This is a genomic window from Xanthomonas sp. LMG 12459 (assembly GCF_009192905.1).
GTDB classification, from domain to species: Bacteria; Pseudomonadota; Gammaproteobacteria; order Xanthomonadales; family Xanthomonadaceae; genus Xanthomonas_A; species Xanthomonas_A sontii.
Genome location: NZ_NSGT01000052.1, coordinates 1 through 23,764, shown reverse-complemented (window position 1 = coordinate 23,764; position 23,764 = coordinate 1). Strand labels below are relative to the sequence as shown.

General features: G+C 70.8%; 15 protein-coding genes. 13 read left to right on the top strand and 2 right to left on the bottom strand.

Annotated features, from left to right (window positions below; translation table 11 throughout):
* Positions 1-236 precede the first annotated feature (236 nt).
* The 13 genes from CEK65_RS12710 (at position 237) to CEK65_RS12645 (ending at position 20,719) form a co-directional block, all read left to right on the top strand.
* Positions 237-1,082 carry a glycosyltransferase family 2 protein gene (locus CEK65_RS12710; RefSeq protein ID WP_152181968.1) on the top strand — a complete coding sequence of 282 codons (846 nt, stop codon included), beginning with the start codon at positions 237-239 and terminating at the stop codon, positions 1,080-1,082.
* A gap of 151 nt (positions 1,083-1,233) precedes the next feature.
* Complete coding sequence (locus CEK65_RS12705; protein WP_152181967.1) at positions 1,234-2,184, top strand: hypothetical protein; 951 nt, start codon at positions 1,234-1,236, stop codon at positions 2,182-2,184.
* 62 nt (positions 2,185-2,246) lie between these two features.
* A complete protein-coding gene (locus CEK65_RS12700; RefSeq protein ID WP_226980567.1) occupies positions 2,247-4,118 on the top strand; it encodes a glycosyltransferase family 2 protein in 1,872 nt (623 codons plus the stop codon).
* Positions 4,066-5,580: a hypothetical protein gene (locus tag CEK65_RS12695; RefSeq protein WP_152181965.1), complete on the top strand. Its 1,515-nt coding sequence runs from the start codon at positions 4,066-4,068 to the stop codon at positions 5,578-5,580. The genes CEK65_RS12700 and CEK65_RS12695 overlap by 53 nt, the downstream gene beginning before the upstream one ends.
* On the top strand, positions 5,571-6,533 hold the full coding sequence (locus CEK65_RS12690) for a glycosidase-like protein (protein ID WP_193314784.1): 963 nt from the start codon (positions 5,571-5,573) through the stop codon (positions 6,531-6,533). Before CEK65_RS12695 ends, CEK65_RS12690 begins: the two co-directional genes overlap by 10 nt.
* A 694-nt stretch (positions 6,534-7,227) precedes the next feature.
* Positions 7,228-8,412 (top strand): nicotinate phosphoribosyltransferase, encoded by a 1,185-nt coding sequence (gene pncB, locus CEK65_RS12680; RefSeq protein ID WP_017916257.1) that lies wholly within the window; start codon positions 7,228-7,230, stop codon positions 8,410-8,412.
* Positions 8,413-8,631: 219 nt separating this feature from the next.
* A complete protein-coding gene (locus CEK65_RS12675; RefSeq protein WP_193312645.1) occupies positions 8,632-9,090 on the top strand; it encodes a cellulose biosynthesis protein BcsD in 459 nt (152 codons plus the stop codon).
* 47 nt (positions 9,091-9,137) lie between these two features.
* Positions 9,138-9,524 (top strand): hypothetical protein, encoded by a 387-nt coding sequence (locus CEK65_RS12670; protein WP_152181962.1) that lies wholly within the window; start codon positions 9,138-9,140, stop codon positions 9,522-9,524.
* A 95-nt stretch (positions 9,525-9,619) separates the two neighbouring features.
* Entirely contained in the window at positions 9,620-11,770 is a 2,151-nt protein-coding gene (gene bcsA, locus CEK65_RS12665; RefSeq protein ID WP_152181961.1) for a UDP-forming cellulose synthase catalytic subunit, read from the top strand.
* 59 nt (positions 11,771-11,829) lie between these two features.
* A complete protein-coding gene (gene bcsB / locus CEK65_RS12660) occupies positions 11,830-14,118 on the top strand; it encodes a cellulose biosynthesis cyclic di-GMP-binding regulatory protein BcsB (protein ID WP_152181960.1) in 2,289 nt (762 codons plus the stop codon).
* The gene (gene bcsZ, locus CEK65_RS12655) at positions 14,115-15,281 is read left to right on the top strand and encodes a cellulose synthase complex periplasmic endoglucanase BcsZ (protein WP_152181959.1); all 1,167 of its coding nucleotides are present in this window, start codon (positions 14,115-14,117) and stop codon (positions 15,279-15,281) included. Before bcsB ends, bcsZ begins: the two co-directional genes overlap by 4 nt.
* The gene (locus CEK65_RS12650) at positions 15,269-19,732 is read left to right on the top strand and encodes a cellulose synthase subunit BcsC-related outer membrane protein (RefSeq protein WP_152181958.1); all 4,464 of its coding nucleotides are present in this window, start codon (positions 15,269-15,271) and stop codon (positions 19,730-19,732) included. Before bcsZ ends, CEK65_RS12650 begins: the two co-directional genes overlap by 13 nt.
* Before the next feature lie 471 nt (positions 19,733-20,203).
* The gene (locus CEK65_RS12645; RefSeq protein ID WP_150411280.1) at positions 20,204-20,719 is read left to right on the top strand and encodes a peptide deformylase; all 516 of its coding nucleotides are present in this window, start codon (positions 20,204-20,206) and stop codon (positions 20,717-20,719) included.
* 338 nt (positions 20,720-21,057) lie between these two features.
* Here the strand turns inward: CEK65_RS12645 and ettA are convergent, their stop codons facing one another.
* Together ettA and CEK65_RS12635 are read right to left on the bottom strand one after the other, a co-directional pair.
* Positions 21,058-22,719: an energy-dependent translational throttle protein EttA gene (ettA, locus tag CEK65_RS12640; protein WP_017908418.1), complete on the bottom strand. Its 1,662-nt coding sequence runs from the start codon at positions 22,717-22,719 to the stop codon at positions 21,058-21,060.
* Positions 22,720-22,857: 138 nt separating this feature from the next.
* Positions 22,858-23,764, bottom strand: a 907-nt coding sequence (locus tag CEK65_RS12635) for an MFS transporter (RefSeq protein ID WP_343192913.1), incomplete at its 5' end; no start/stop codon positions are given.

Genomic DNA, 23,764 nt, shown 5'->3' with positions numbered 1-23,764 from the left:
GCGCGGGCTCAGGCGGCGCGCGCGGTCTGCGGGGTGGGGCGGCAGCCTGGGACAGGAAACAACGCTGACCGGCATCTGCACTGGGCGAAGGAGAGGACACGGATCGCTCCGTCTCCCGTGCGCGCGGGGCCGCAAGCGGCCGCGCAGCGCACGGGGCGCAGAGTATGCGCGGCAATCGCCGCCGCCGCCATGCCCGCCGTGCGCGTGGCGGGCGGCACATGCGGGATAATTGGCGGATGAGCGAACAGCAGATAGCCGTGGTGGTGGTGACCTACGAGAGCGGCAGCACCATCGATGCCTGTCTGCAGCGGTTGCGCGCGGCGGCCGAGGTGGCGCAGATCCGCGTGGTCGACAACGCCTCGCGCGACGACACCCTCGCCGTGGTGCAGCGGCACGCGCTGGACGATGCGCGGGTGCGCTTCATCGCCAATCCCGACAACCCCGGCTTCGCCACCGCCTGCAACCAGGGCGCCGCGGCCAGCGACGCGCCGTGGCTGGCCTTCGTCAATCCCGACCTGATGGTCGAGCCCGACACTCTGGCCCAGTTGCGCGCGCAGGCCGCCGCGCTCGGCGAGGCGCTGCTGGGCGTGGAGCAGGTCGACGAGCACGGCCGCACGGATGCCGCGGTACGCCGCCGCGATCCGGACTTCGCGGCGATGCTGCGGCATCCGCTGGCCGGCTCGCGGCTGGCGCTGGCGGCCGATCCGGCGCAGCCGCTGCAGCCGGTGCCGGCGCTGTCCGGCGCGCTGATGCTGCTGCCGCGCGCGCTGTTCACCCGCATCGGCGGCTGGGATGCCGGCTACCGCTTGCATGCCGAGGATCTGGACCTGTGCCGCCGGGTGCGCCAGGCCGGTGCCACCGTGGCGGTGCTGAACCGCCTGCGCGTGCTGCACGTGCGCGGCGTGTCCAGCCGCAAGCGGCCGTGGTTCGTCGAGTGGCACAAGCACCGCGGGCTGTGGCGCTACTTCCGCAAGTTCGAGGCGCCGACCCGGGCCTGGCCGGTGCGGGCGGCGGTGTGGGCGGTGATCTGGCTGCATGCCTGGGTCACCTTCGCCCGGCTGTGCTGGCGCCGCCCAGGCTGAACGAAATCGGCCGCGTTGCGCGCGCGTGCGGCATGGCAACATAAATTCGCTATATTGGGAAGTACGTCACTTAACAAACGACGTGTTCCGCCGATCTCTCTTGGACCGCGCCTGCTTTCCGGTTCGGGGGAACCCCACCAGGAACTCAACCATGCATGATTTCGACGGCGTGCGTCCGCGCACCCACGCGCGCGCCTGCGCGTCCGCTGTGCCCATGCCCGCTGCCCACCGCGCCACGCCTGCGCGCCGCGCGCGGCTGGCGCTGGCGCTGCTCGCCCTGGCGGCCGGCCCCTGCTGGGCCAGCGCCTGGGTCGACGAGGCCGGCCACGGGCTGGTGATCCTCAAGGCCAGCCATACCGATGGCGGCGCGGTGTTCAACAGCCATGGCCAGTCGGGCAACTTCCCCGATGCCGGGCGCAGCCGCCAGGACCAGCTCAATCTCTACGGCGAATACGGGCTGAGCGCGGACCTGACCCTGGTCGGCAACTTCTATTTCAGCAAGGTCGGCTACCGCAACGACAGCGGCTACGGCGACCGCCACAGCAGCGGCTGGTCCGACCAGGAAATCGGCCTGCGCTACCGGCTCGACCCGGACGGCCGCGACGGCCCCTGGCAGGGCGCGCTGCAGGTCCTGGCGCTGGTGCCCGCGTATGCGCGCCAGCGCGATGGCGAGCGGCCGGCACTGGGCCAGGGCGACTACGGCGCCGAGCTGCGCTACAGCGTCGGCCGCGGCTATCGCCTGGGCGAACACGACGGCTATGTCGACCTCGGCACGGCGGTGCGGCTGCGCGGCGGCGACGCCTCCGACGAGGCACGCCTGGACGTGTCCAGCGGCGTGGCGCTGGCGCCGCGCTGGATGCTGATCGGCGAGTTCAACGTGATCCAGAGCCTGGGCAACGGCAAGGGGCCGAACCGGATCTACGCGCCCGGCGACAACACGCCGATCCGCGGCAACAACTTCGATTTCAGCAAGCTGCAGGCCTCGGTGCTGTACACGCTGCCCGGCGGCACGCAGCTGCAGCTCGGCTACCAGCAGCCGGTGGCCGGGCGCAACACCGGCGGCGCGGGCGGTCCGTTCCTGGCCGCCTGGTGGCGGTTCTAGCCGTGTCCGGCGAACACGAGAGCGTCGCCGCCGAGGCGAGCGCGCCCGGCCGGCTCGGGCGGTTGCCCACCGAGGGCGGCCTGCAGGCGCCGATCGGCGAGGCGCTGGTCGCCGCAGGGGTGATCGACCCGCCGCAGCTGCAGAACGCGCTGGCCCTGCAGGCGCGCTGGCGCTCGCGGCTGGGCGACGTGGTGCTGGCCCAGCGCGGGGTCGCGCCGCTGCGCTTCTACACGGTGCTGGCGCAGCACTTCGGGCTGCACTTCGCCAACCTGCTCAAGCAGCCGATCGACCCGGCGCTGTTCCAGCCGGAGCATCTGGCCGACTACGCGCAGCGCCTGGTGCTGCCGTGGCGCGAGGAGGACGGCCACCTGGTGCTGGCGGTGGCCGATCCCGGCCCGGAGATCTTCGCCTGGGCGCGCGCCACCTACGGCGAGCAGGTGCGCTTCGTCGGCACCTCCAAGTTCGACATCGTCTGGAGCCTGCAGCAGCACGCCGACGCGCAGCTCACCCACGATGCGTTGAACCTGCTGGCCGAACATGCGCCCGAGCATTCGGCGCGGCAGGTGATCACCCGCGCGCAGTCGGTGTTCCTGGTGGCGCTCACGGTGGTGCTGGCCGCGGCCCTGGCGCTGTGGCCGCTGGTCACCCTGATCGCGCTCAACACGCTGATCGCGGTGGCGTTCCTGGCCACCTTCGGGCTGAAGCTGGTGCTGGCCTGGCGCGGCGCGCGGCGCCGCATCGACATCAAGGTCAGCGACGAGGAAGTGGCCGCGCTCGGCGACGAGGACCTGCCGGTCTACACGGTGCTGGTGCCGATGTACAAGGAGCCGGACGTGCTGCCGATCCTGGCCAACGCGCTGCGCCGGCTCGACTACCCGACGTCCAAGCTGGACGTGAAGCTGGTGCTGGAGGCCGACGACACCGAGACCATCGAGGCGGCCAAGGCGCTGGGCCTGGAGGCGTTCTTCGAGATCATCCGGGTGCCGCCGTCGCAACCGAAGACCAAGCCCAAGGCCTGCAACTACGCGCTGCGCTTCGCCCGCGGGCAGATGCTCACCATCTACGACGCCGAGGACAAGCCGGAGCCGGACCAGCTCAAGCGCGTGGTCGCCGCGTTCCGCAAGTCGCCGGCCGACGTGGCCTGCATCCAGGCGCGGCTGAACTACTACAACGCCGACGAGAACTGGCTCACGCGCATGTTCACGCTGGAATATACGTTGTGGTTCGACTTCTACCTGCCGGCGCTGGAGACCCTGCGCATCCCGATTCCGCTCGGCGGCACCTCCAACCACTTCCGCCTGGACATCCTGCGCAAGGTCCACGCCTGGGATCCGTACAACGTCACCGAGGACGCCGACCTGGGCGTGCGCCTGACCCAGCAGGGCTACCGGGTCAGCGTGGTCAACTCGACCACGTTCGAGGAAGCCAACGTCAGCATCCCCAACTGGATCCGGCAGCGCTCGCGCTGGCTCAAGGGCTACATGCAGACCTGGCTGGTGCACATGCGCGACCCGGTGCAGCTGTACCGCTCCACCGGCGTGCGCGGGTTCTGGGGCTTCCAGCTGTTCGTCGGCGGCACCTTCTTCACCGCGTTGGCCGCGCCGCTGATGTGGCTGAGCTACGGGCTGTGGCTGGCGGTGGGCTCGAAATTCTTCGACCCGTTCTTCCCACCCGCGCTGCTGTACCTGAGCCTGCTCAACCTGCTGCTCGGCAACGGCTTCCTGATCTACATGACCCTGGTGGCGGCGTTCAAGCGCGACTACTTCCGCCTGGCGCCCTACGCGCTGACCGTGCCGCTGTACTGGCTGCTGCAGTCCATCGCCGCCTACAAGGGCCTGTGGCAGCTCATCCGCAACCCGTTCTACTGGGAAAAGACCACCCATGGCATCAGCAAGCACATGGCCGAAGAGCGCCGCGCCGCGCTCGACGACTGACGCGCCGCCGCGCGCGCGCGGCACCGCGGTGTTCGTATTCACCGCGGCGCTGCTGGCGCTGCTGTGCCACCGGCTGCTCGCGCACGGCTACATGAGCGACGACGCGATGGCGCAGTACGCCAAGCTGCTGCTGTTGCGCGACGCGGCCGGCTTCCGCATCGAGTACCTGGGCTTCCTGTACGCGCAGGCCTCGCTGTACCTGGGCGTGTTGCTCGGCGGCCTGCCGGGCCTGTCCACGCCGCTGCTGCCGTACCTGGTCGACGTGCTGGCCGGGGCGACGCTGGTGACCCTGCTGTGGCGCGACATCGCCGCCGGCCTGGGCCGCGGCTGGGCCTGGGCGCTGAGTGCGGGTGTGGTGATCCAGCCGTTCTTCCTGTGGCCAACCCTGTCCGGCAACAACCAGGGCCTGGGCCTGCTGGTGTTCTACGTGGCCGCGCGCGCGCTGCGCCATTTCCGCGACGATCCGGAAGCCTTCGCCTACCTGCGCCTGGCCGCGAGCCTGTGCCTGCTGTTCTTCGTCGACGAGCGCGCCTGCTTCCTGGCGGTGGCGCTGGCGCCGTGGTTGTTCCTGATCGCGCCGCCGCGGCTGATGCGGCAGGCGCCGCTGGCGTTCTACCTGGTGTGCTACCTGCCGTTCCTGTTCGCGGTGGGGGCGTGGATGTACCTCAACTACATGTTCTTCGGCGACCCGCTGCTGTTCGTGCGCGACGCCACGTCCGCCTTCCGCGGCATTTCGGCGCAGGCGGCGCTGCAGCCGTGGCTGCAGCAGGCCGCGGCGCAGCCGTGGTGGCCGCCGCTGTGGCTGCTGCTGGCCGGGGTGGTCAGCGCGCCGCTGTTGCTGTTGTTGCGTCACACCCGCGACAGCGACACCTGGCGCAGCGTGCTGGCCGCCGCCGCCACCGTGATCGGCGCCGGCACGCTCGCCACCTGGGCGCGTTTCACGGCGCAGCCGCTGGACTTCCTCGCCCTGCTGCTGGTGCCGGCGGCCCTGGTGCTGGGCGACCTGCGCCGCAACCTGCGCTGGCTGGGCCTGGCGCTGCTGCTGGCCGGCGCGGTGTCCAGCGGCTGGGTGATCGCCCGCACCGCCACCTCCACCACCCGCGACTGGATCGCCGCGCTGCAGGCACCGGCGTCGCCGCGCCATGCCGACGCTGCGCACCTGGGCGCGTGGCTGGCCGAGGCGCGGCTGCCGACCCTGCTCGACGACCGCGCCAGCTATCCGGTGATCGTCGCGCGCGGCGACGCCAAACAACTGATCCTGCCGTTCGACCCGCGCTTCAAGCAGGCGCTGGTCGATCCGCGGCAGATGCCGGCGCAAGTGGTGGTCAGCGACCCGGCCAGCCAGACCGGCGCCCTGGACAGCCTCAACCGGCGCTTCCCGCAGCTATGGCAGCAGGGCCTGCCGGGCTACAGTCTGGTCTACCACCAGGGCATCTACCGGGTATGGCGCCGATCGCCGTGAGACTGCTGACCGCACTGCTGCTGGTGCTGAGCGCCGGCGGCTGCAGTGCGGCGCCGCCGCCTTGGATGGGCGCCAACGTCAAGGTGTCGCCGCAGGCGCCGTGGGGTAGCGCCGCCGCGCAGCAGTCGCTGCGGCAACTGGCCGAGGCCGGCGCTTCGCGTGCGCTGTTGGTCGCCTTCGTCTGGCAGGCGGCGCCGCAGTCTTCGACCCCGGTGCTGGGCAGCGACAGCAGCCCGGCGCTGGTCCGCGCCGGCTTGCGGCAGATGCGCGCCGCCGGCCTGCAGCCGGTGCTGAAGGTGCACCTGTGGATTCCCGGGCACTGGGCCGGCGAGGCCGCACCGGCCGATCGCGATGCCTGGTTCGCGGCCTATCGGCGCGCGCTGCTGCAACTGGCCCAGGTCGCCGCAGAGGAGCGCGCCAGCGCGCTGATCGTCGGCACCGAACTGCGTCAGCTGCAGGATGCGCCGCAGTGGCCGGCGCTGCTGGCGGCGGTGCGCCAGGTCTATCGCGGCCCGATCGGCTATGTCGCCGACGGCCTGGAGCAGGCCGAGCGCTTCGGCTACTGGGACCGTTTCGATTTCGTCGGCACCAGCCTGTATCCGGCGCTGGCCGCCGCGCCGGAGCAACGGCGCGCGCAGATGCGCGCGGCGGCCGCGCGGGTGCAGGCATTGGGCGAACGCAGCGGCCGCCCGGTGTGGGTGGCCGAGCTGGGCCTGCGCTCGGCGCACGGCAGCCTGGCAGCGCCCTGGGAAAGCCCGGAGCAACGCACGGCCGAGGTCGACACCGCGTTGCAGGCGCAGGTGCTGCGCGAGTGGCGAGAGGTGCTCGACGCGCAGCCGCGCATCGCCGGCATCGCGCTGTGGTGCTGGTACACCGATCCGGACGCCGGCGGCGCGCGCGACAGCGATTTCACCGTGCAGCACAAGCCGGCGCAGGCGGTGCTCAAGCGGTGAGGGTCAGGGATCAGGGGGCGCGCTTCGCCCTTGGCAGGAGTCAACTGTCATGCAACCACGACGAACGGAGTAGGCGGACGATCTGACCTCGGAAGCCGTCGTGACTGATCCCACAAAAGGGCGGCGAGAGTCCCTCCCACAGCACGTCCGGACACCGATCATCGCGAGTCCATTTGGGAGTCGCAGTCGCAGTCGCTTGGCTTTGGCTGTTGCTCTTGCCCTTGCTTTTGACTTACCGGGTTCCCTTCCGAAGCGGCGGCCATCGCGGGGAAACACCCGAAGGGCGGCGCACATGGATGTGCGCCGTCCGCGGCAGGGCAGGGCTCGCCGGAAAAGGCGAAGCACTGCTTCGCCCCGGCGGGCGGGCTGGCGCCGTGAGGCGACTGCCCCGGACTTGGCTGCGAAGCAGCCAAGCCCCTTCCGCGGATCCCCGGGATGGACGCGGACCCGGAGCGCGTTAGCGCGGAGGGCGCGAGGCAGGGTGTGCTTGACCAGCCTTCGGCTGTGGTGAAGCGCTTCTTTTGGTTACTTTTCTTTGCACAAGCAAAGAAGCGCTTCTCAGCAGCCGAAGGCTGATCAAAGTAACTCGCCGCAAGGCGAAAGCTTTGCTCTGCACTTGTTGTCACCATGGCTGACGCTCCCACAGAAAAACACGAAGACGGGGCATGCAGCGCACTGAGCGCATAATCGGCGGATGATCATCGACTCGCTGCTGGACACCGACCTCTACAAGTTCACCATGATGCAGGCGGTGCTGCATCAGCATCCCGGCGCGCAGGTGGAATACCGCTTCAAGTGCCGCACCCCGGGCATCGACCTGGCGCAGTACCTGCCGCAGATCTCCGAAGAGATCGACGCGCTGTGCGCGCTGCGCTTCCGCGAGGACGAGCTGGACTACCTGCGCGCGATGCGCTTCATCAAGCCGGACTTCGTCGATTTCCTGGCGCTGTTCCACCTGGACCGCAAGTACCTGCAACTGCAGGCCTCGGCCAGCGTGCCGGGGGAGATCGAGCTGCATATCCGTGGGCCGTGGCTGCACACCATCCTGTTCGAGGTGCCGCTGCTGGCGATCGTCAACGAGGTGTGGTTCCGCAACGCCGGCGGCGCCGACCATGCCGAAGGCCTGCGCCGCCTGCAGGCCAAGATCGCGCTGCTGCGCGACACCCCGGGCTACGACAACTGCGCCATCGCCGACTACGGCACCCGCCGCCGCTATTCGCGCGCCTGGCACGGCGAACTGCTGCCGGTGCTGCAGCAGACCCTGGGCAAGCAGTTCGTCGGCACCAGCAACGTGTACTTCGCCCGCCGCTACGGCCTGACCCCGCTGGGCACGATGGCGCACGAATACCTGCAGGCGTTCCAGGCGCTGGGGCCGCGGCTGCGCGATTCGCAGGCGGCGGCGCTGGAATCGTGGGCACGCGAGTACCGCGGCGATCTCGGCATCGCGCTGTCGGACGTGGTCGGCCTGGATGCGTTCCTGCGCGATTTCGACCTGTACTTCTGCAAGCTGTTCGACGGCATGCGCCACGATTCCGGCGATCCGTTCGAATGGGGCGAGCGGGTGCTGGCGCATCTGCAGCGGCATCGGGTGGATCCGCGCAGCAAGATCCTGGTGTTCAGCGATGGCCTGGACATCGACAAGGTGATGCGGCTGTACGCGCATTTCCGCGACCGCTGCATGCTGGCGTTCGGCGTCGGCACGCACCTGACCAACGATCTGGGCCTGGTGCCGCTGCAGATCGTGATCAAGATGGTCCGCTGCAACGGCCAGCCGGTGGCCAAGCTCAGCGACTCGCCCGGCAAGACCCTGTGCGACGATCCGGCCTATCTGGCCTACCTGCGGCAGGTGTTCCAGGTGCCGGCCGAGGAACGGCACTGAGCCTGGGCGGCCCTGCCGGTGCCGACCCAGCGCCGGTCCCGGAGCGGGCGGGCAGGGGTCGCAGTTCGGCGCATCAGGGCTTTGCGGTGAAGAAAGAGTGAGATACACTGCGTCACAAAGTGAGAACTGTGTCGCATTAGTGACGGCCGGCAACGGTCGGCCCGGGGCGCCACACCCGCTACGCCGTTGTCGTTCCGTCCCTGCCCAGAGACTTCCTCGATGAGCGCTCACGCGTTGCAGACCCATTACCGCACCCATGCCTGTTCGCGGCAGTGGCGCGGCTTTCTGCGCGCGCTCGCCGAGGAGTTCGCCGCGGAGCTGGGCGCCGAGGACCTGGCCCTGCTGATGGCGCGCATCGGCCGCCGCTTCGCCGCCGAACACCCGGTCGGCGCCTGCACCACCCTGCAGGAGCTGGAGGACGCGGTGAACCGCGTTTGGGACCAGCTTGAGTGGGGCTATGCGCGCTTCGAGGAGCACGCCGACCGCGTCGAGCTGCTGCACGCCGGCTCGCCGCTGCACATCGGCCTGGCCGGGCAGGCCGGCGGTGCCGACGGCTTCCTGGAAGGGGTGTATCAGGCATGGTTCATGCAGGTGGGGATGTCGGCCGGCCTGGGCGTGCGTGCGTTGTCGTCCGGACACGAAGACCTGCGCCGCTTCGTGCTGGCCAGGGCCGGCTGAGCGCGGCGGTAGCGACCGACTATTTTCAGATCGTCATGAGGGGCGTCATGTCCAAGAAGTCCAAGCAAACGGGTGCCGAAACCGGCGACGACGTCTCCAGCCTGTTCGCCAAGCTCGGCAGCAGTGGCGCGACCGCCTACCAGGATTTTTCCGCCGACCGGCTCAGCGCCGCGGAGCCGGCCGCCGCCGCGCCGCCGCCGGCGGCGCCCGCACCGGCGCCGGTGCTGTCGGTGGTACGCGCCGCGGTCGAGCCCAGGCCGGCTGCACCATTGCCGGTGGCGCCCGCCGCACCGGCGGCGCCTGTGTCGGCCGCCGTCATCGGCACCGCGACCGGCACGCCGTTGCAGCAGCTGTTCCAGCGCCTGCTCGAGGTCGGCCGCGAGGCCGCGGTGCCGGCGCCGGGCGGTCCGCTCAAGCGCTTCTTGAATCGTTGATGCCATGCGGCGCCTGCGGGCGCCGCACCTGTTTGCCGTCGCCGCGCGGTGGGGAAGACCGCGCGCCGACCTCCTCCCCTTGTTAGGAATCGCCGATGAGCGCTGCCTCCGCGTCGCGTGCCGCGCGCCCGCTGCATGTCCTGGCCAACTGGTCGCTGTGGCTGCTGGGTGCCGTGTTGCTGGTCTTCGTCGTCGCCATCCCGATGGATGTGCCGCAGCAACTGCTGTTCTCGCTGGTGGTGTTCGCCGCGGCCATGCTGCTGCGGCGCAGCGGCAGCCGCCTGGCGATCCTGGTGATGATGGCGCTGTCGCTGGCGGTGTCCTCGCGCTACATCTGGTGGCGCCTGACCCAGACCGTGGGCATGAGCAGCCCGGTCGACCTCAGCCTGGGCCTGGGCCTGCTGCTGGCCGAACTGTACGCGTTCGTGATCCTGGCGCTGGGCTATTTCCAGGTGCTGTGGCCGCTGAACCGGCGGCCGCTGCCGCTGCCGGCCGACCAGCGCGAATGGCCCAGCGTCGATCTGTTCATTCCCACCTACAACGAACCGCTGTCGGTGGTGCGCTCGACCATCCTCGCCGCCAGCGTGATGGACTGGCCGGCCGACAAGCTCAACATCTACCTGCTCGACGACGGCCGCCGCGAGGAGTTCCGCGCGTTCTGCGCGCAGGTCGGCATCCACTACGTCACCCGCACCAACAACCTCCACGCCAAGGCCGGCAACATCAATGCGGCATTGAAGAAGTCCAGCGGCGAGTACGTGGCGATCTTCGACTGCGACCACATCCCCACGCGCTCGTTCCTGCAGGTGGCGATGGGCTGGTTCCTGCGCGACGCCAAGCTGGCGGTGGTGCAGATGCCGCACTACTTCTTCTCCGCCGATCCGTTCGAACGCAATCTCGGCAACCACGGCAAGGTGCCCAACGAGGGCGAGCTGTTCTACGGTCTGCTGCAGGACGGCAACGACCAGTGGGACGCCACCTTCTTCTGCGGCTCGTGCACGGTGATCAAGCGCAAGCCGCTGGAGGAAGTGGGCGGGGTGGCGGTGGAGACCGTCACCGAGGACGCGCACACCGCGCTCAAGCTGCACCGCCGCGGCTACCGCAGCGCCTACATCGCGGTGCCACAGGCCGCCGGCCTGGCCACCGAGAGCCTGTCCGGCCACGTCGCCCAGCGCATCCGCTGGGCGCGCGGCATGGCGCAGATCGCGCGGCTGGACAACCCGCTGCTGGGCAAGGGCCTGTGCCTGTCGCAGCGCCTGTGTTACGCCAACGCGATGCTGCACTTCTTCTACGGGCTGCCGCGCATCGTCTACCTCACCGCGCCGCTGGCGTTCCTGTTCTTCGGCGCGCACGTGATCCATGCCTCGGCGCTGATGATCCTGGCCTATGCGCTGCCGCACATCCTGCAGGCCAATCTGACCAACCTGCGCACCCAGGGCAAGTTCCGCCACCTGCTGTGGAACGAGGTCTACGAGACCACCCTGGCCTGGTACATCCTGCGCCCGACGCTGGTGGCGCTGCTCAATCCCAAGCTCGGCAAGTTCAACGTCACCCCCAAGGGTGGCCTGGTGCCGCGCAGCTACTTCGACGGGCAGATCGCCAAGCCCTACCTGTTCCTGTTGGTGCTGAACCTGGCCGGCCTGGCTGCGGGCGTGATGCGCCTGCTCAGCGTGCAGCCCGGCGGCGAGGCGCAGACGATCTGGTTCAACCTGGCCTGGACCGCGTACAACGTGCTGTTGCTCGGCGCCACCATCGCCACCGCCAGCGAAATGCGCCAGGTGCGCCGCTCGCACCGCGTGCCGCTGGACATCCCGGCCACGCTGCACCTGGCCGATGGCCGCGAACTGGATTGCCGCACGGTCAACTTCTCCACCGGCGGCATGGCGCTGCGCCTGCTCGCGCCGGTGCCGGTGGAGCCGGACATGCCAGTGGAGATCGCGCTGCCGCAGCGCGGCAGTTCCAAGCGCCTGCCGGCGATGGTGCGCCACGACCGCGACGGCGAAATCAGCATCCAGTTCCGGCCGATGTCGATCGAGCAGGAGCGCTGGCTGGTGGCCTGCACCTTCGCCCGTGCCGACATCTGGGTGTCGCAGTGGGGCCGCCACGACCGCGACCGCTTCTGGGTGTCGCTGGGCCGCGTGTTCGCGGCCAGCATGCGCGGCTTCAAGCGCCTCGGCCAGCACGTCGCCAGTAGCGCGCGCAGCGGCTGGCGCGGCCGCACCGCCGGCGAGGAGGCTGCGCCGTGATCCGCCGTCCCGCTGTGCTGCGTTCCTTCCTTTCTTTCCCTTCTTTCCGGTTGCCGTCGATGCGTCTACCCGCCCTGGCTGCGTGCTGTCTCACGGTTCTCTCCGGCCTCGCCCTGGCCCAGGCGCCGACCCTTCCCGCCACCGCGCAGGCGCCGGCCGCCGCCGCGAACGCCACGCCGCTGCCGTCTCCGGCCGAACGCGAGCGCTCGGCCACGCTCAAGCAACTGGGTGTGGACTACGAGATGACCCTGCGCGGCATCCAGGGCAGCGCCGGTATCGCCTTCAGCACCCGCACCGACGAAGTGGTGCAGGCGGCGAACCTGCATCTGGTCTACAGCTACTCGCCGGCGCTGCTGCCGGACCTGTCGCACCTGAAGGTCAGCGTCAACGGCGTCACCGTGGCGACCCTGCCGGTCAGCCGCGAGAACGCCGGCAAGCTGCAGCAGAGCGACGTGCCGATCGATCCGCGCCTGATCAGCGACTACAACCGGCTCAACCTGCAACTGATCGGCCACTACACCCGCGATTGCGAGGATCCGGACCACACCAGCCTGTGGGCCAACATCGATCCGTCCACGCGGCTGTCGCTGACCGCCACCCCGCTGGTGCTGCGCAACGACCTGGCGCTGCTGCCGGTGCCGTTCTACGACAAGCGCGATACGCGCCGCCTGGAACTGCCGTTCGTGTTCCCGCAGCGCCCGGACCTGGCCACGCTGCGCAGTGCCGGCATCGTCGCTTCCTGGTTCGGCGCGCAGGCCGGCTACCGCGGCGCGTCGTTCGGCGTGGCCATCGGCGACGTGCCGGCCACCGGCAACGCGGTGCTGTTCGCCACCGCCGCGACCCTGCCGGCGGAACTGGCCGCGACCCAGGCCGGCCTGACCGAGATCGCCGGCCCGACCCTGGCGATGATCACCAACCCGCGCGATGCCACCGGCAAGCTGCTGCTGGTGCTGGGCCGCAACGACAACGACCTGCAGCAGGCCGCCACCGCGCTGAGCCTGGGCACGCCGTTCAACGGCCCGGTGGCGCGCATCGGCGAACTCAAGCCGGCGCAGCCGCGCAAGCCCTACGATGCGCCCAACTGGATCTCCGGCGACAAGCCGGTGCGCTTCGGCGATCTGGTCGCGCAGACCTCGCAGTTGAACGTCAGCGGCTACCACCCCGACCTGATCCGGGTCGGCCTGCAACTGCCGCCGGATCTGTTCGTGTGGCAGCGCGACGGCATCCCGGTCAACCTGCGTTATCGCTACACGGTGCCGGAGACGCAGAACAAGTCGGCGCTCAACGTCAGCATCAACGATGCCTTCGTCACCACGCTGCCGCTCAACGGCCACGCCTATGCCGAGTCGCTGCCGCTGCGCTGGTGGCACGAACTCTCGCCCAAGGGGGCGATGCCGGTGGAGCAGAAACTGCTGCTGCCGACCGGGCCGTTCTCGGCCAACAGCCAGTTGCGTTTCCACTTCTTCTTCGACCGCCCGCAGGCGGAGGCGTGCAAGAACACCTTCCCCGACGTGTCCGGCGCGATCGACGCCGATTCCAGCGTGGACCTGCGCTCGTTCCATCACTACATGGCGATGCCGAACCTGGCCGCGTTCGGCAATGCCGGCTTCCCGTTCACGCGCCTGGCCGACCTGTCCGAGTCCACCGTGGTGGTGCCGGACGAGATCGGCGACCAGGACATGGCCAACCTGCTGACCCTGCTCGGCCGGCTCGGCGCGTCCACCGGCTACCCGGCGCTGCGGGTGACACTGATCCATGCCGCCGAGGTCGACAAGCACGCCGACAGCGACCTGCTGGTGTTCGGCAGCCTGCGCTCGCAACCGCTGTTCCAGCGCTGGAGCGCGGCGCTGCCGATCGGCGACGGCGCCAGCGGGCGGCGCTTTGCGATGAGCGACTGGGTGCTGGACAAGCTGCCCGGCTTCCTGTCGTTCGATGCGCGCCGCACCGACCTGCCGACCACCGCCGAGGTGGCGGTGAAGCCGGCACCCGGCGACGTGGTGCTGATGGGCTTCCAGTCGCCGCTGAAGGCCGGGCGCAGCGTGGTCGCGCTGCTGGCCGAGGACCCGGCCAGCGTCGAGGACTTCTTCGACGCCTGGCTGGAGCCGGCCACGCTGAAGGACTTCCAGGGCAGCGTGGTGCTGCTGCAGAAGGGCAAGGTGCGCAGCCTGGCCGGCAACCAGACCTACTATGTCGGTCACCTGCCGCTGCCGACCTGGGCGCGCTGGTACTTCTCGCAGCATCCGCTGCTGCTCGGCCTGGCGGTGGTGCTGCTGAGCGTGTTGCTGGCGCTGGCCGCGCGCGTGGTGCTGCGCCGACATTCGGCGGCGCGGCTGCAGGCAGGGCAGTGAACGGACACACCGGCCAACGCCGACGCCTGCTCGGCGGCCTGCTCGCAGCCGGTGCGGCGACGCTGCTGCCGCCGGCGCGCGCCGCGCTGGCGGTGGCGCCGGCCTGCGCGCCGTGGCGCGAGTGGACCGCGTTCGTCGGCAAGCACCTCGATGCCAGCGGGCGGGTTATCGATTTCCAGCACGCCGACCAGCGCAGCACCTCCGAAGGCCAGTCCTACGCGCTGTTCTTCGCGCTGGTGGCCAACGACCAGGTGCTGTTCGACCGCGTGCTCGGCTGGACCCGGCACAACCTGTGCGGCGGCCGCCCGCAGCAGGTGTTGCCGGCCTGGCTGTGGGGCCGCGCCAGCGACGGCAGCTGGCGCGTGCTCGATGGCAACAGCGCCAGCGACGCCGACCTGTGGATCGCCTACGTGCTGCTCGAGGCCGGGCGCCTGTGGCAACGGCCCGGCTACACCCAGGCCGGTCTGCAGATGCTGGCGCTGGTGCGACGCACCGAGCTGGCCGAGCTGCCCGGGTTCGGCAGCATGCTGCTGCCGGCGGCCAAGGGCTTCGTCAGGCCGCAACGCTGGACGCTCAACCCCAGTTATCTGCCGCTGCAGTTGCTGCGGCGCTTCGCCGCGGTCGATCCGAAGGGGCCGTGGGCCGGCCTGGCCACGCGCAGCGCACGGATGCTGCGCGACAGCGCGCCGGTCGGCTTCGCGCCGGACTGGACCGCCTGGGACGGCCGCGCGTTCGGCGTCGACCCCGACAAGGGCGCGATCGGCAGCTACGACGCCATCCGCGTGTACCTGTGGGCCGGCATGCTCGATGCCGCCGATCCGCTGCGCAAGGCGCTGCTCGACGACCTGTCCGGCCCGCTGCAGCAACTGCGCGCGCAGGGCCGTCTCGACGAGAAGATCGACAGCCGTCAGGGCGTCGGCAGCGGCCAGGCGCCGCCCGGCTTCGCCGCGGCCCTGCTGCCGTACCTGAGCGCGCTGCGCGAACCGGCGCTGCTCCAGGCGCAGGCGCAACGCATTCCCGCGCCCGGCGACGCCGCCGCGGCACGGCTTCCCTACTACGACCGGGTGCTGATCCTGTTCGGACGCGCCTGGCTCGACAACCGCTACCGCTTTTCCGCAGACGGCGCGCTGCAGCCCGCCTGGAGAACCCAATGCTCCGCATGAACCTCAAACCCCTGTACCTGGCCGGCATGATCGACTTGTGCCTGCTCGCCGGCAGCGCGCACGCGCAGAACGCCGACGCCACCCAGCAACTGGTCAGCCAGGGCAACTACTGGCACGACCAGGGCCGCGACGATCTCGCCGCCGACGCCTGGCGCAAGCTGCTGCGGGTCGACCCGAACCAGCCCGACGCCCTGCTCGGCCTGGCCCAGATCGATCTGGCGCAGGGCCGCCAGACCGACGCGCGCAAGCGCCTGGCGCAGCTGCAGAAGGCGCATCCGCAGGCGCCGCAGACCCAGCGCCTGGCCATGTCGATCGGCGGCACCGGCGATAACATCGACCTGCGCAACGCGCGCCGCGCCGCCGCCGCCGGCCGCTACGTGGACGCGGTGCGCGCCTACCAGGCGCTGTTCGACGGCAAGGGCCCGCCGGACTCGCTGGCGCTGGAGTACTACCAGGCGCTGGCCGGCACCCCGCAGGGCTGGGACGGCGCACGCGACGGCCTGCGCCGCCTGGCTGCCGCGCAGCCGGACAACACCGCCGCGGCGCTGGCGCTGGCGCAGGTGCAGACCTACCGGGAACCGTCGCGGCGCGAGGGCATCGCCCAGCTCGCCGCGCTGAGCAAGCGCGCCGATGTCGCCGGTCCCGCGCGTGCCGGCTGGCGCCAGGCGCTGCTGTGGCTCAATGCCGGCCCCGCCGATGCGCCGCTGTACCAGGCGTTCCTGGCCGCCAATCCGAACGATGCCGAGATCGCCAAGAAGGCCGCGCAACTGCAGGAGCGCCGCGCGCAAGGCGGCGATCCGGCCGGCGAACAGTTGGGCGAAGGCTTCAAGGCGCTCAACGCCGGCAACCTGGCGCTGGCCGAACAGCGCTTCGCGCAGGTGCTGCGCGCGCGTCCGCGCGATGCCGAGGCGCTGGGTGGCCTGGGCTCGGTGCGGCTGCGCCAGCAGCGCTTCGGCGAAGCGCAGGAACTGCTGCGCCCGGCCGCGGCCGCCAACGGCAAGTGGCGCAGCGCGCTGGACAGCGCGCGCTACTGGCTGCAGCTGCAGCAGGCGCAGGCCGCGCGCACCCGCGGCGACACCGACGCCGCGCTGCGCCTGGTCCAGCAGGCGGTCAAGCTCAAGCCCGAGGAGGCCGCCGGCTACGCGTTGCTGGGCGACCTGCAGTCGGCCAGCGATGCCGCCGCCGCCGAAAAGAGCTACCGCGAGGCGCTGCGCCTGCATGCCGACGATGCCGGCGCGCTGCAGGGCCTGATCGCCCTGTACAGCCGCCAGGGCCGCGCCAACGAGGCCAATGCGCTGTTCGCCAGGCTCAGCCCGGCGCAGCGCCAGCAGGCCGGCGGCGAGTCCGCGCTGAAAGCCAACCTGCAGCGCGCCCGCGCGCAGCAGGCGCTGGAGGCCGGCGACACCGTCACCGCGCAGAGCGAGCTGGAAAAGGCGATGGTCGACAACCCGGGCGATCCGTGGGTGCGGCTGGACCTGGCGCGCCTGTACCAGCAGGCCGGGCGTCCGGACCAGGCGCGCAGCGTCATGGACGGCCTGCTCGCAGTGCACGGCGACATGCCCGAGGCGCTGTACGCCAATGCGCTGCTGGCGCAGGAACGCGGCGACTGGGCCAGCGCCTACGCCAGCCTGGAACGCATTCCGGCCAATGCCCGCACCGCCGAGATGAGCGCGCTGCGCAACACCGCCTGGGTCGAACAGCAGGCGGCCACGGCGCGCCTGCTGCAGCAGCAGGGCCGCGGTGGCGAAGCGCAGTTGCTGCTGGGCCGCACCGAGGCCGCGCTGGGCGACGCGCTGGAACAGCCGGCGCTGCTGGCGGCGATGGCCGGCGCCTATGCCGACATCGGCAGCAACCAGCGCGCGCTGACCCTGGCGCAGCGCCTGGTCGCGCAGAACCCCTCCACCGAGGCGCGCCTGCAATACGCCGGCGTGCTGCTGCGCGCGCACCAGGACGCCGAACTGGCGGCGACCCTGCGCCAGCTGCGCGACAGCGAGATGAGCGCCGAGCAGCAGCGCCGCTACCAGGCGCTGCGCAGCGGCTACGTGCTGCGCCAGGTCGATGCCCTGCGCGAACTCGGCAACCTCGAAGCCGCCTACGACGCGCTGGCGCCGCTGCTGGCGCAGCAGAACCAGGATCCGCAGGCGGTGGCCGCGCTGGCACGGCTGTACGCCGCCGCCGGCGACCAGCGCCAGGCGCTGGTGTTGTACCAGCAGCAGCTGCAGCAGTCGCCCAACGACCTGGACACGCTGATCGCCGCGGCCAACACCGCCGCCGCGCTGCGCGACCTGCACAGCGCCGAGGACTACCTGCAGCGCGCGCTGGCGCAGGCGCCGGATTCGCCGCAGGTGCTTGGCGCCGCCGGCCGCGTGTACCGCAGCGCCGGCAAGAACCGCAAGGCCGAGAGCTACTTCCGCGCCGCACTGGCGGCGCAGGCGCGCGAGGCGGGCCAGTACGACAACGGCCTGCCGGCCGCCAACGGCCCGGCGTCCTACGCCGCTGCCGGGCGCCCGCTCAATCCGTTCGCCGGCATGAACGGACGCATGCCGCGCAGCGCCGCGGTGGTGTCCGACCGCCTCGGCGGCGGCGTGCCGGCCCCGGCCTACGCGGCGTCCGCGCCGGCCGTGGCCGCCGGCGACGACCTGCCGCCGCCGGCCAGCGCCAGCGCCGTCGGCGTGGCCCTGGCCGCGTTGCCGGTGCCGGGCCAGCGCAGCACCGCCCGCAGCGTGCCGCGCGACCTGCCCGACGACGGGCTGCTGGCCGCGGCGCCGCGTGCGTCCCTGCGCCAGCCGGCCGCGCCGGTCAGCGCCGGCGGCGGTTCAACCGTGCTCGACGAACTGCGCGAGGTGCAGGCCGAGAACAGCGACAGCCTCGCCACCGGCGCCAGCTACCGCGCCCGCGACGGCGAAGCCGGCCTGGGCCGGCTGCGCGATCTGGAAGTGCCGCTGCACGGCGAGTTCGCGGTGGGCGAGGGCAAGCTGCAGGTCGACCTCACCCCGACCCTGCTCGACGCCGGCACGCTCGGCACCGGCTACGCCACCGCCAGCCGTTTCGGCGCCGGCCCGGCCGCGGCGATGGGCGATGCCCTGGCCGCCGACCGCACGCCGATCGACAGCCTGGTCGGCAGCGACCTGTACCAACTGCTGCTCACCGAAGGCAACAGCAACGCCACCCGCAACGCGCTGCGCACCTACGCGGTCAACACCGGGCTGTACAACAAGCTGTTCAACGACACCGACCCGGCGCTGACCAACGCGCAGCGCGAGGCGGCAGCGCTGCAGGCGCTGTACGCCGAGCCGCTGTCGGCGTTCCTGCTCGGCAACACCGCCGCCGACACCGCGATCGGCACGCTGGCCAGCGCCATCCTCGGCGACGCCTCGCGCAGCGCCGACCTCAGCGCCGCCGACATCGCCCGCTTCCGCAACCTCGCCGCCAACCCCACCGCCGCGGCGCTGACGCCGGCCGGCTTCAGCCAGGCGCTGTACACCATGGCCGCCAACGGCAACGGGGCGCGGCGCATGGACCAGGACGCGCGCGGCGTCGGCATGGCGGTGACCTACAAGAACGGTGGCTTCAGCGCCGACCTGGGCAGCACCCCGGTCGGCTTCCCCGAGCGCCGCATCGTCGGTGGCGTCGGTTACCGCGGCCAGGCCGGCGACAACCTCACCTATTCCGGCCAGGTGTTCCGCCGCGCCGTCAGCGACAGCCTGCTGTCCTTCGGCGGCGTCGACGACGGCCGCGCCGGACTCGGCTGGGGCGGCGTGACCAGCAACGGCCTGCGCCTGTCGGCCACCCTCGACAACGGCCTGCTCGGCGGCTACGCCAGCGTCAGTGCCGACCGTCTGGTCGGCCGCAACGTCGCCAGCAACGACCACCGCCAGGTCGACCTGGGCGTGTACGTGCACGCGCTGGACACCGAGAACCAGTCGCTGACCGCCGGCCTCAACCTGACCGCGATGCAGTACGACAAGAACTTGGGCGGCTACACCTACGGCCAGGGCGGCTATTTCAGCCCGCAGGACTACGTGGACCTGGGCTTCCCGGTGCACTGGAGCGGCCGCACTGCCGGGCGCACGGTCAACTGGAGCGTGGACGCCAGCGTCGGCGTGCAGCATTTCCGCAGCGACGACAGCCCGTACTTCCCGACCAGCGCGCAGATGCAGCAGGCCGCCTACGACGCCGCCTCGCTGGCCGCGCTGCTGGGGCTGACCGACCGCTACGTCGCACCGGTGTATGCCGGGCAGAGCAAGACCGGCATGTCCTACAACATCGCCGGCGCGGCCGAATGGCAGATCGCCCCGCAGCTGTTCCTGGGTGGACGCCTGCTGTTCAACAACGCCCGCGACTACACCCAGTTCAGCACCAACCTCTACGTGCGTTTCGTGCTCGACCGGCTCGGCGCCGGCCTCGGCCGCCGCCCGCAGGTGCTGGCCTCGCCGTACGTGCCGGAGTAGGGCGCGTGCCGCGCGGAGACCGGCGCAGGCGTCAACTGTCTTACAGCCGCGACAAGCGGCACCGAAACCCGACTGACACCCTGCGTCGTCGGGACTGAAGTCCTTCCCACAAGGATGCCCAGCGCATCCCTGTGGGAGCGACGTCAGGCGGGCGTCACGTGTGCACATCCATCTCGGCGGATGGCCCACGGCGCTGCGGAACCACGCGTGACGGAACGCGCGCTACGCTGGCTGGGTGCACGGTGGAAGGGACTTCAGTCCCGACGCATTGCGCCATCGGCAAGCGCGCCACGTCGCGCGTCGCGGCTGCATGACAGTTCGCATCTGCAGAATTCGCCAAGCGCTTTGCCGCAACACGGGGATTGCACCGCGGCGTGTCGCAGTCGGGGCAGGGGAGGCCGCAGCCCACGCTGCACGCGTCGCCGCCACGGCGGATAATCGCGGCCATTCCCCGCTGCCAGGAGTCCGCACATGATCCGCGACATCATCCGCATGGGCGACCCGCGTCTGCTGCGCCAGGCGCCGCCGGTCACCGATTTCGACAGCGCGCAACTGCATGCGCTGGTCGCCGACATGTTCGAGACCATGGACGCTGCGCGCGGCGTCGGCCTGGCCGCGCCGCAGATCGCGGTGGATCTGCAACTGATGGTGTTCGGCTTCGAGCGCAGCGCCCGCTATCCGGACGCGCCGCCGGTGCCGCGCACCGCCCTGGCCAACGTGGAGATCGAGCCGCTGTCCGACGACCTGGAGGATGGCTGGGAAGGCTGCCTGTCCATTCCCGGACTGCGCGCGGTGATTCCGCGCTACCGGCACATCCGCTACCGCGGCGTGCTGCCGGACGGCACCCCGCTGCAGCGCGAGGCCGAGGGCTTCCACGCCCGCGTGGTGCAGCACGAGCACGACCACCTGATCGGCCGCCTGTATCCCTCGCGCATCCGCGATTTCGACAGGTTTGGTTTCGAGGACGTGCTGTCCTACGACTTGTAGTGCCGGGATGCCCCCGCGTTGGCGATGCGTAGCGCTCACTTCCGCATGCGTGCAGTGCCACGCGCTTGTAGGAGCGCTCCAGTCGCGACGGTTTTACCGGTAAGGCCCATCGCGACACAGGGACGTGCAACGAACTCGGCGGGTGCACTGTGGGAGGGACTTCAGTCCCGACGCATTGCGCCATCGGAAAGCGCACCGCTTCGCGTGTCGCCGTTGTATGACAGTCGACTCCCGCAGACTCCCGGAGCCAGAGAGCGGACCCACCCGACAGTCAGCCAAAACGCGCACGGCCCGCGCGAAGCGGGCCGTGGCGGGTGCTGCCAGAAACGCGCTGCGGCTTACTTCAGCGCCTTGAAACGCAGGCGCTTGGGGCCGGCGTCGTCGCCGAGGCGGCGCTTCTTGTCTTCCTCGTACTCGCGGTAGTTGCCCTGGAAGAACTCCACGTGCGAGTCGCCCTCGAAGGCGAGGATGTGGGTGGCGATGCGGTCCAGGAACCAGCGATCGTGCGAGATCACGAAGGTGTTGCCCGGGAACTCCAGCAGCGCGTCTTCCAGCGCGCGCAGGGTTTCGATGTCCAGGTCGTTGGACGGTTCGTCGAGCAGCAGCACGTTGCCGCCCTGCAGCAGGGTCTTGGCCATGTGCAGGCGGCCGCGCTCGCCGCCGGACAGCGAACCGACCATCTTCTGCTGGTCCTGGCCCTTGAAGTTGAAGCGGCCGATGTAGGCGCGCGACTGGATCTCCACGCCGTTGATGTTGAGGATGTCCAGGCCGCCGGAAATCTCCTGGAACACGTTGTGGTTGCCTTCCAGCTTGTCGCGGCTCTGGTCCACGTACGACAGCTGCACGGTCGGGCCGACCACGATCTCGCCCGAATCCGGCTTCTCCTGCCCGGTGATCATCTTGAACAGGGTCGACTTACCGGCACCGTTGGGGCCGATGATGCCGACAATGGCGCCCGGCGGGATGATCATCGACAGGTTATCGATCAGCAGGCGGTCGCCGAACTTCTTGGAGACGTTCTTGAACTCCATCACCGAGTTGCCCAGGCGCTCGCCCGGCGGGATGAAGATTTCGTTGGTCTCGTTGCGCTTCTGGTAATCGACCGACTGCAGTTCGTCCAGGCGCGCCAGACGTGCCTTGCCCTTGGAGCGGCCGCCCTTGGCGTTCTGCCGGGCCCACTCCAGTTCCTTCTGGATGGCCTTCTGCCGCGCCTTTTCCTGGTTCTCTTCCTGCTTCAGGCGCTCGTCCTTCTGCATCAGCCATTCGGTGTAGTTGCCCTTCCACGGAATGCCGCGGCCGCGGTCCAGTTCCAGGATCCACTCGGCGGCGTTGTCGAGGAAGTAGCGATCGTGGGTGACCGCGACCACGGTGCCGGTGTAGCGCGCCAGGAACTGTTCCAGCCACTCCACCGACTCGGCGTCGAGGTGGTTGGTCGGTTCGTCGAGCAGCAGCATGTCCGGCTTCTGCAGCAGCAGCCGGCACAGCGCCACGCGGCGCTTCTCGCCGCCGGACAGGTTGGCGATCTTGGCGTCCCACGGCGGCAGCCGCAGCGCATCGGCGGCCACGTCGAGCTGGTTCTCCAGGGTGTGCGCGTCGCCGGCGGCGAGGATCGCCTCCAGGCGCTCCTGCTCCTTGGCCAGCGCGTCGAAATCGGCGCCTTCCTCGGCATAGGCGGCGTACACCGCTTCCAGCGCGGCCTGCGCCTGCAGCACTTCGCCCACGCCTTCCTCGACCGACTCGCGCACGGTCTTGTTCGGGTCCAGCTCCGGCTCCTGCGCCAGGTAGCCGACCTTGGTGCCGGGCTGCGGACGCGCCTCGCCTTCGAAATCGGTGTCCACGCCGGCCATGATCTTCAGCACGGTGGACTTGCCGGCGCCGTTGAGGCCGAGCAGGCCGATCTTGGCGCCGGGGAAGAACGACAGCGAGATGTCCTTGATGATCTGGCGCTTGGGCGGCACGGTCTTGCTGACCCGGTTCATGGTGTAGATGTATTGCGACATGGCGGCTCCAAAGGCGCAGGGCGCCCGCCGGCCGGCGGCCGGAGGGCGTCGAAAGGGATGGCGGATTATAGCCGGACGGCCGCCGGCATTCGTTGCCGCACGGTGGCGGCGGCAGACGCGCGGGCGGTGCCGCGCGGCCTACTCGGCGATCGGCGGCAGCGCTGCGCTCGGTGCCGTCGCCGTTTCCCCCGCGCGGCGCTGCCGGCGCAGATACAACAGTGCGCAGAGCACCAGCACCAGCATCGCCAGCCACTCGCTGGTCAGCGCCGCCTGCATCGCGGCCAGGCTGCCGCCGCCGCGGGCGTGGGCGTAGATCGCGCCCAGCGCCGCCGGCCCCAGGCCCATCGCCGCCTGCAGGATGGTGGAGAGCATGGCGCTGCCCGCGCCGGCATGCGTGGTGGGGACCTGCGACAGGCCGATGCGGTAGAAGCTGGCCACGATCCAGGCTTGGCCGGCGCCGATCAGCGCCGTCGCCGGGGCCAGGTTGCGCACGCCCGGATGCGGCCACACGGCGTGCAGCGTCCAGGCCAGCCCCAGCAGGCCCAGCATCTGCACCATGCAGCCCAGCAGCAGCGTCGGCACCGGGCCGCAGCGCGCCGCCACGCGGGCGCTGACCAGCGCAGAGGCGAAGTAGGCCACGCCCATCACCAGGAAGGCATTGCCGGAGTGCAGCGGCGAGAGGCCGGCGCCGGTCTGCAGGGTCAGCGCCAGCACGAACATGAAACCGCTCCAGCAGGTGAAGAACACCCCGCCCACCAGCAGCGCGAAGCGCACGCTGGGCAGCCGCAGCAGAGCCGGCGGCAGTAGCGGCGTGCGCCCGCGGCGTTCCTGCCACAGTTCGACCCGGGCCAGCGCCGCCAGCAGCGGCAGGCAGGCCGCCAGCACCGCCAGGCACGCCGGCGGCCAGTGCAGGGCAGGGCCCAGCGCCAATGGCAGCAGCAGGCAGGCCAGGAACAGCCCCAGCAGCCCGGCGCCGGCCAGGTCGGGCGGCATCCGCCGTGCCGCGCGGGTCTCCGGCACCGCGCGCAGGCAGGCCAGCGCCAGC

Bases quoted from the DNA above. Each gene is read 5' to 3' on its own strand.
- CEK65_RS12710 (WP_152181968.1), top strand. From the start codon at position 237: ATGAGCGAACAGCAGATAGCCGTGGTGGTGGTGACCTACGAGAGCGGC.
- CEK65_RS12705 (WP_152181967.1), top strand. From the start codon at position 1,234: ATGCATGATTTCGACGGCGTGCGTCCGCGCACCCACGCGCGCGCCTGC.
- CEK65_RS12695 (WP_152181965.1), top strand. From the start codon at position 4,066: ATGGCATCAGCAAGCACATGGCCGAAGAGCGCCGCGCCGCGCTCGACG.
- pncB (WP_017916257.1), top strand. From the start codon at position 7,228: ATGATCATCGACTCGCTGCTGGACACCGACCTCTACAAGTTCACCATG.
- CEK65_RS12675 (WP_193312645.1), top strand. From the start codon at position 8,632: ATGAGCGCTCACGCGTTGCAGACCCATTACCGCACCCATGCCTGTTCG.
- CEK65_RS12670 (WP_152181962.1), top strand. From the start codon at position 9,138: ATGTCCAAGAAGTCCAAGCAAACGGGTGCCGAAACCGGCGACGACGTC.
- bcsA (WP_152181961.1), top strand. From the start codon at position 9,620: ATGAGCGCTGCCTCCGCGTCGCGTGCCGCGCGCCCGCTGCATGTCCTG.
- bcsB (WP_152181960.1), top strand. From the start codon at position 11,830: ATGCGTCTACCCGCCCTGGCTGCGTGCTGTCTCACGGTTCTCTCCGGC.
- CEK65_RS12650 (WP_152181958.1), top strand. From the start codon at position 15,269: ATGCTCCGCATGAACCTCAAACCCCTGTACCTGGCCGGCATGATCGAC.
- CEK65_RS12645 (WP_150411280.1), top strand. From the start codon at position 20,204: ATGATCCGCGACATCATCCGCATGGGCGACCCGCGTCTGCTGCGCCAG.
- ettA (WP_017908418.1), bottom strand. From the start codon at position 22,719: ATGTCGCAATACATCTACACCATGAACCGGGTCAGCAAGACCGTGCCG.